Origin of the sequence: Okeania sp. SIO2F4, assembly GCF_010672385.1 — a bacterium.
Lineage (GTDB): Bacteria > Cyanobacteriota > Cyanobacteriia > Cyanobacteriales > Microcoleaceae > Trichodesmium.
The window spans coordinates 1-5,375 of record NZ_JAAHGT010000673.1 but is presented as its reverse complement, the minus strand read 5'-3'; the positions used below and the strand labels follow the sequence as shown (position 1 = coordinate 5,375).

Annotated in this window: 6 protein-coding genes and 1 pseudogene; 2 read left to right on the top strand and 5 right to left on the bottom strand. The window is 35.9% G+C overall.

Annotated elements, in window-relative coordinates; genetic code table 11:
- The 4 genes and pseudogenes from F6K22_RS30185 to F6K22_RS43185 form a co-directional block, all read right to left on the bottom strand.
- Positions 1–254 (bottom strand): FIST N-terminal domain-containing protein (locus F6K22_RS30185; RefSeq protein ID WP_293106700.1); only part of this gene is annotated, 254 nt, incomplete at its 3' end.
- A 56-nt stretch (positions 255–310) separates the two neighbouring features.
- Positions 311–592: pseudogene (locus F6K22_RS30180) on the bottom strand (zinc ribbon domain-containing protein); the annotation flags it as partial.
- Between the two features lie 346 nt (positions 593–938).
- Positions 939–1,397, bottom strand: a complete 459-nt coding sequence (locus F6K22_RS43190) for an RNA-guided endonuclease InsQ/TnpB family protein (protein WP_375340210.1) — start codon at positions 1,395–1,397, stop codon at positions 939–941.
- Positions 1,398–1,637: 240 nt separating this feature from the next.
- On the bottom strand, positions 1,638–2,051 hold the full coding sequence (locus F6K22_RS43185; RefSeq protein WP_375340209.1) for an RNA-guided endonuclease InsQ/TnpB family protein: 414 nt from the start codon (positions 2,049–2,051) through the stop codon (positions 1,638–1,640).
- A 1,437-nt stretch (positions 2,052–3,488) separates the two neighbouring features.
- Between F6K22_RS43185 and F6K22_RS30170 the strand changes: the two genes are divergently transcribed.
- Positions 3,489–3,716: a Calvin cycle protein CP12 gene (locus tag F6K22_RS30170; RefSeq protein ID WP_293106697.1), complete on the top strand. Its 228-nt coding sequence runs from the start codon at positions 3,489–3,491 to the stop codon at positions 3,714–3,716.
- Between the two features lie 112 nt (positions 3,717–3,828).
- Here F6K22_RS30170 and F6K22_RS30165 read toward each other — a convergent pair whose 3' ends face one another.
- On the bottom strand, positions 3,829–3,963 hold the full coding sequence (locus F6K22_RS30165) for a hypothetical protein (protein WP_293106695.1): 135 nt from the start codon (positions 3,961–3,963) through the stop codon (positions 3,829–3,831).
- 388 nt (positions 3,964–4,351) lie between these two features.
- Between F6K22_RS30165 and F6K22_RS30160 the strand changes: the two genes are divergently transcribed.
- Positions 4,352–4,972 (top strand): DUF3177 family protein, encoded by a 621-nt coding sequence (locus F6K22_RS30160; RefSeq protein ID WP_293106692.1) that lies wholly within the window; start codon positions 4,352–4,354, stop codon positions 4,970–4,972.
- The last annotated feature ends 403 nt before the right edge of the window (positions 4,973–5,375 follow it).

The window sequence follows — 5,375 nt, the reverse complement described above, 5'->3', positions numbered from 1 at the left end:
TGTTCCACTTCTTGTGGTTTTCCCTCCTCATTCATACCAACAATACCCCCACCACCACAGCCTATTATAATTGTTTCTGGTAGATATTCTTTTAGCAAGGGCATAAGTCGTGGATATTCACTAGCAAAAGCTGATGAGATAAATACCAGTCCTAAATCTGCTGTAGTTCCTAATGACTCTAAACTTTTTTCTGCTACTTCTTTAACTGCTGCTTCTAATGAGGGACGGGTTGAAATAGAGTTTGACCACCGCATCTGTTTGACGCTCCTTATAACTTATGATTATATTTGTGAACTACCCAAAGCTGACCCTAATCAGGTACAGCATGAGCTTCTGCATTCACAGGGACCTGCCCAAACCTAGACTTACGCCCAAGCTTAGGACTTACATTCCCTCCAGCAGCAGAGACGACTGTTCCATCCGTCTGTAGTATTCTGATTCCTTCTGCTCTAATATTATGTGCTGCATTCCCATCACGGTCATGTTTAGTCCCACAATTATGACAAGTCCACTCTCTTACATTTAGTAGTATTTCATCAACCTGATAAAAACAATTAGAGCAGATTTTAGAACTAGGAAACCATCTATCACTTTCTACTAATTTACCGAAAAATTGGGTTTAAAGCCTCGCCCTTGTAGGGCGAATTTCTATAACTATGCTATAATTAATTATTGGTCATGTACCCGCCTTGTCTCATAAATACTGCAGAAAAGAAGATGTTTGTCGAAACTCACCCATGTTGAGAGCAGAACAAGGGAAGCCTTCAGGTCAATAAGCAGCTAAAAAGAGAAGGCACAAATAAACATCTATAAGAATTCTTGATTAAGTCGCGGGAGGGCATTCCGAGACTATAAACGGACGTGGAGGCAAGCGTAACCCACCCCCATCCCCTCCCGGGAGGGGAGCAAGAGGGGTGGGTGCAGCAGCCTGTGAGACGTCAACCCGCCGAGGAGCTAGGGCTCGGTAGGAATCCCCGCGCCTTTAGGCCGGGGAGGATGTCAATATCGTTACGTTCTAACTTGTAAGCTAGGAAATTGACAAAAATTCCCCATCGACAATCAGAAATACTTTTAGCTATTTTATGATTACAAACCATGCCGAGAATATGAAGATTTTCTACTACTACTGTTTGGTTTTCACGGACTAACTTAGCACTAAGTTTATGTAAAAAATCCTGACGTGAATTACTAACTCTTTCGGATACTTTAGCTACAAGTTTTCTATACCTCTTTCTTAAATTACTGCCTTTTTCTTTTCTAGCTAGTTTCTTTTGTTTTCGTTTGAGGTTATTCTCATGTTTGAGAAAATGTTTAGGATACTCATATTTACCGAGAAATTGTGGGCTAAAGCCTCCCCTTTTAAGGGGAAAAAAGAAAAAATTTTTCCTGTTCGTCAATCCTATCCGTTTTCAAGGAGAGGTAATTATTAATTATTAATTATTAATTATTAATTGTTGAATCACTTTTTTACCATTATTGGTAATAGCAAAATATTTAATCCCTAAGTCAACACCAATAATTCCATCAGGTTGATGAGTATTACTTCATTGATTTTCTACTTCAAACAGAATAGAAGCAAAGTATTTTCCTGAAGGATTTAAACTGACAGTAACAGTTTTGATTTCCCCTTCAATCTGTCAATGTATTTTAGCCTTGATTGCTGATTTAATCTTAGGTAAAGTAATAAATCCATTACCAACCTTAACGTTTTGAGGATATTGAACCGATTGCTTGTGTCGTTTTGCTTTAAATTTAGGGAAACCTGAACGCTTCGCAAAAAAGTTTTTATAAGCTGTCACTAAATTTAGTGTAGTTACTTGTAAAATTTGACTATAACAATCACTTAACCAGCTAGTTTCTTCTGCTTTTTTGAGAGGAGATAAAAGTTTGTTCAAAGCTGTACGACTTAATCCTTTTCCTGTTTCTTTATACACTTCAATTGATTTATTAAGAGCGTAATTCCACCACCATCTAGCAGCACCAAAAGTACAAGCGAGTTGATGTTGTTGTTCAGGACTAGGGTATAGACGAACTTTGATAACTTTGAGCATCTTGAGTCCTCCTATTTATCAATATATACATTTATGATAAATAATGTCAATACTTGTTCGCCTCTGTGCCACAGGTATGAGAAGTTATAGTTTCGATTCACTATCTATATAGAACCTATTTAATCTCTAAATAATCACTATATTGCCAGTCTTTTAACCATCAGTTTTAATGTAAAAATCAGCCCCCCTAACTTTTCCTATTACCAAAACCACATTTATCCTACTCCTGTAGGAGCAATTCATGAATTGCCCCTCCTGACTCCCTCCACCCCTCCTAAAACTTAATATTGAGGAAGAACCCAAGATAATCCGTCAAGGGGTCTCCCGTCATAATTGCACTTATTTAACGGGAGGGCAATTAACGGCAATAAATAAAAAGGGAAGCAACAATTAATTTTTGATACTCTAATAGTAAAGATTAAGGGTAGCAGTAATACCCAGGCTGATTCGGATATTGACAACAACTACCGAGTATGGGGTTCGATTCATCCTAGTTATGCTCGTGGAAAGGTAAAACTCCAATTCGGAGCTAGGTGAGTACAGTATTTCTGATACAAAACAACAGTAGGTCTTATGGTTGCTGTGTGTGGAGGCTTGGACATTGGTCAGTTATAGAAGCAGAAAGCTCTATCAGGGAGGTGGAGAGAGGTACCGTCATACCGCTTGCGGTTAACAGTGGGAGAATGTCAAATTGGTTACATATAATAATAGTGTCTTGGCCTAAGTCCCGATGGTGCCATTTGGAAAAAATTTTGCTGCAAATTGTTAGGTAGAAGAGCCGTCGGATTGGCTAAGGACAGGAGTCAGGAGCCTGAGTTCTGAATTTAGAAGGCACGGTCTATAATAAATTAAGGATTTTATATATCTATAAGAATTAAATGGAGTCCCTCAACAGATTGTAGTTCCATTCATCAACTTCTATGGTTGATTTCATCCTCAATCTTAACTATTTCTTGTAGAAGTTTGTTATCTATTTTTTGTCTATTGGTAGATGTTTTAATTTATTGCTATTGACATCAAAATTATTTCTAGTTACTAGAATGCTTATTTAATTTTTGAATAAGCTCTAACTTAATCACTATAAATATAAAGACCTACAGAAATAGTCTGAGCTTTACTATTATTTTTTATTAGCTTTAATAATTTTTACTTATAGAACAACTTGTCATTTTAGCTATGTTAGTATGTTAAATGTTGTTTTGAAGCCTGGACATTTAACAGTCTGATGCTTTGATTCTTGGTGGGCAAATCTTAAAAGATCAAGATCATTTGGTTAAGAACCTCTGAAAACCTATATAACATATAACTAGGAAAGAGGAATAATTTTAGCTGATTTCTTGGCCTGTTTTTCAATTCCTAGCCCTTGTTCTAGTGTTCTAGTTTAGTTAGGAATTAGATCCTAAAATCTGTAGGTAGTAAGTCAAAATTAAGAAAACTATGACTAATAATGACATTCAAGAAAAAATTGAACAAGAGCGCGAGATAGCTCGTAACGCTTGTGATGCTTCTGGTGCTAACTCTAAAGAATGTGCAGCAGCTTGGGATGCGGTGGAAGAACTTCAAGCTGAAGCTTCTCATCAAAACGAGAAAAAGCCTAAAAATTCCTTTGAAAATTATTGCGACGATCATCCTGATGCTGCTGAGTGTCGAGTATACGATAACTAGAATCAACTAACTAATTCAATAAACTATAGTTTGTTGAATCATATTATATCCAGAAGGTAAGTAACTGAAATCCTTGACTTTGTGACTCAGTTGCTTACCATTAAACTTATTTTCAGACCTTCACATCCTCCCGACGTTGCAAAACTGTGACAACGCTTGATTCATCAAACTTATGAGGTGAAGTTTCTGCTTCTCGCGCACCTGCGTCCGAAGTCGAATCTCTTTTGAGTCTAAAGGATTGCTCCACAGTACGCCAATATTTTACCAATTCAACGACTACCCTAGAAACTGTCAGCCATCAGTCTCATGTATAGTAGAAATTTTCTGGCAGAAGCAATATTGATTAGTTTTCCCATAGGACGCTCCCTTATGAGGAGATCGTGTTTCTTCAACCAACAATTTGATCAATAAGACACTGTTTATCAAAAGACACTGTTTATCAAACTAAGATATCAGATAGCTATAATAGTTAATCTCGGTGGATTAAGGTGGACAGCTTCCACCTAGGGTGAGAAACCGTCAATCTTCGGGTATACCCCACCCTACACAAGGATTTAACTTTCATTTAACAAACAGTTTCTTACTTTTTTTATAGTTAATAATAATTTTGAAATAATTTTTATAAATTACTGATTATGTTGATTGTTTTACCCTTAGCCATTACATCTGGATTAGAGACTTTGGTCTGGATGGACTATAGGTTAGCAGTGTTATTTACTATAGTAGTACCTCTATTTCTATTGATTTGGGCTTTTGTCAAAAGATCTGAACCTATTCAACATTTATTGATTATTTATTGGCGAGTTGCTAGTTTGTTTGCAATTACAGTTTACCTAATGATTGCGGCAGTACCTATCGGCTTTTTGACATTATTAATGTCTGGATTTTTAATTACTGTAACTTTGTGGTTTTGGGTAGATTTGAATGAGGAAATCCGAGAGTTACGAAATTCTCCCTTGAAGGCAAGTTTTACCTCTTGGCGTTGGGCTGCTACTATTTATAATTTGATAGGAATCATATCACAAATTCCTTTTGTTGTTTGTGCTTTTAAATCCCGTAATGATTTACTGAATGAACCTTTTTGTAATGTTTGGTTAGATCCACCTTGGTTATTTAAACAAATTTTTCACCCAGATTGGCCTCAAGAATTTATAGGTTTTTTGGGATTTTCTGGATTAGTAATTTATACAATTTTTCTTTGCTATTTTGTTTTGGTTAAATTACAGAGACAAGGGCGATCTGCTACAGGAAATTAATATTATAAAAGTACCTAGAGAAAATTAATCTAATATTTGGGTGAGTTATGCAATAGGGAAAAGGCAATTAGTAAACATACAAACAATTTTGCATTGCTGCTTATTTTTGAGTATTTGTTAATTGTACTCGTTTGGGAAATATCTATGTATCTTAATATGGCATAGCCTAGATAAATTTTTGTGAAAGTACACTTGTTTTGATTCTTTCCTATTCCCTATTCCCTGAAAATCAAAAATTTTCTACCTGACTCGTGATGATAATTACCGAATCATTAATAATTATTAATTAATTAAATAATTTAGCTTTATTAGGCTCCCCTTTCATATAGAATCCGGTTGAACATTTGTCATTGCGACGATAGGAAGCAATCTCTTAAACCCCTGATATTGCTTCGTTCCACTA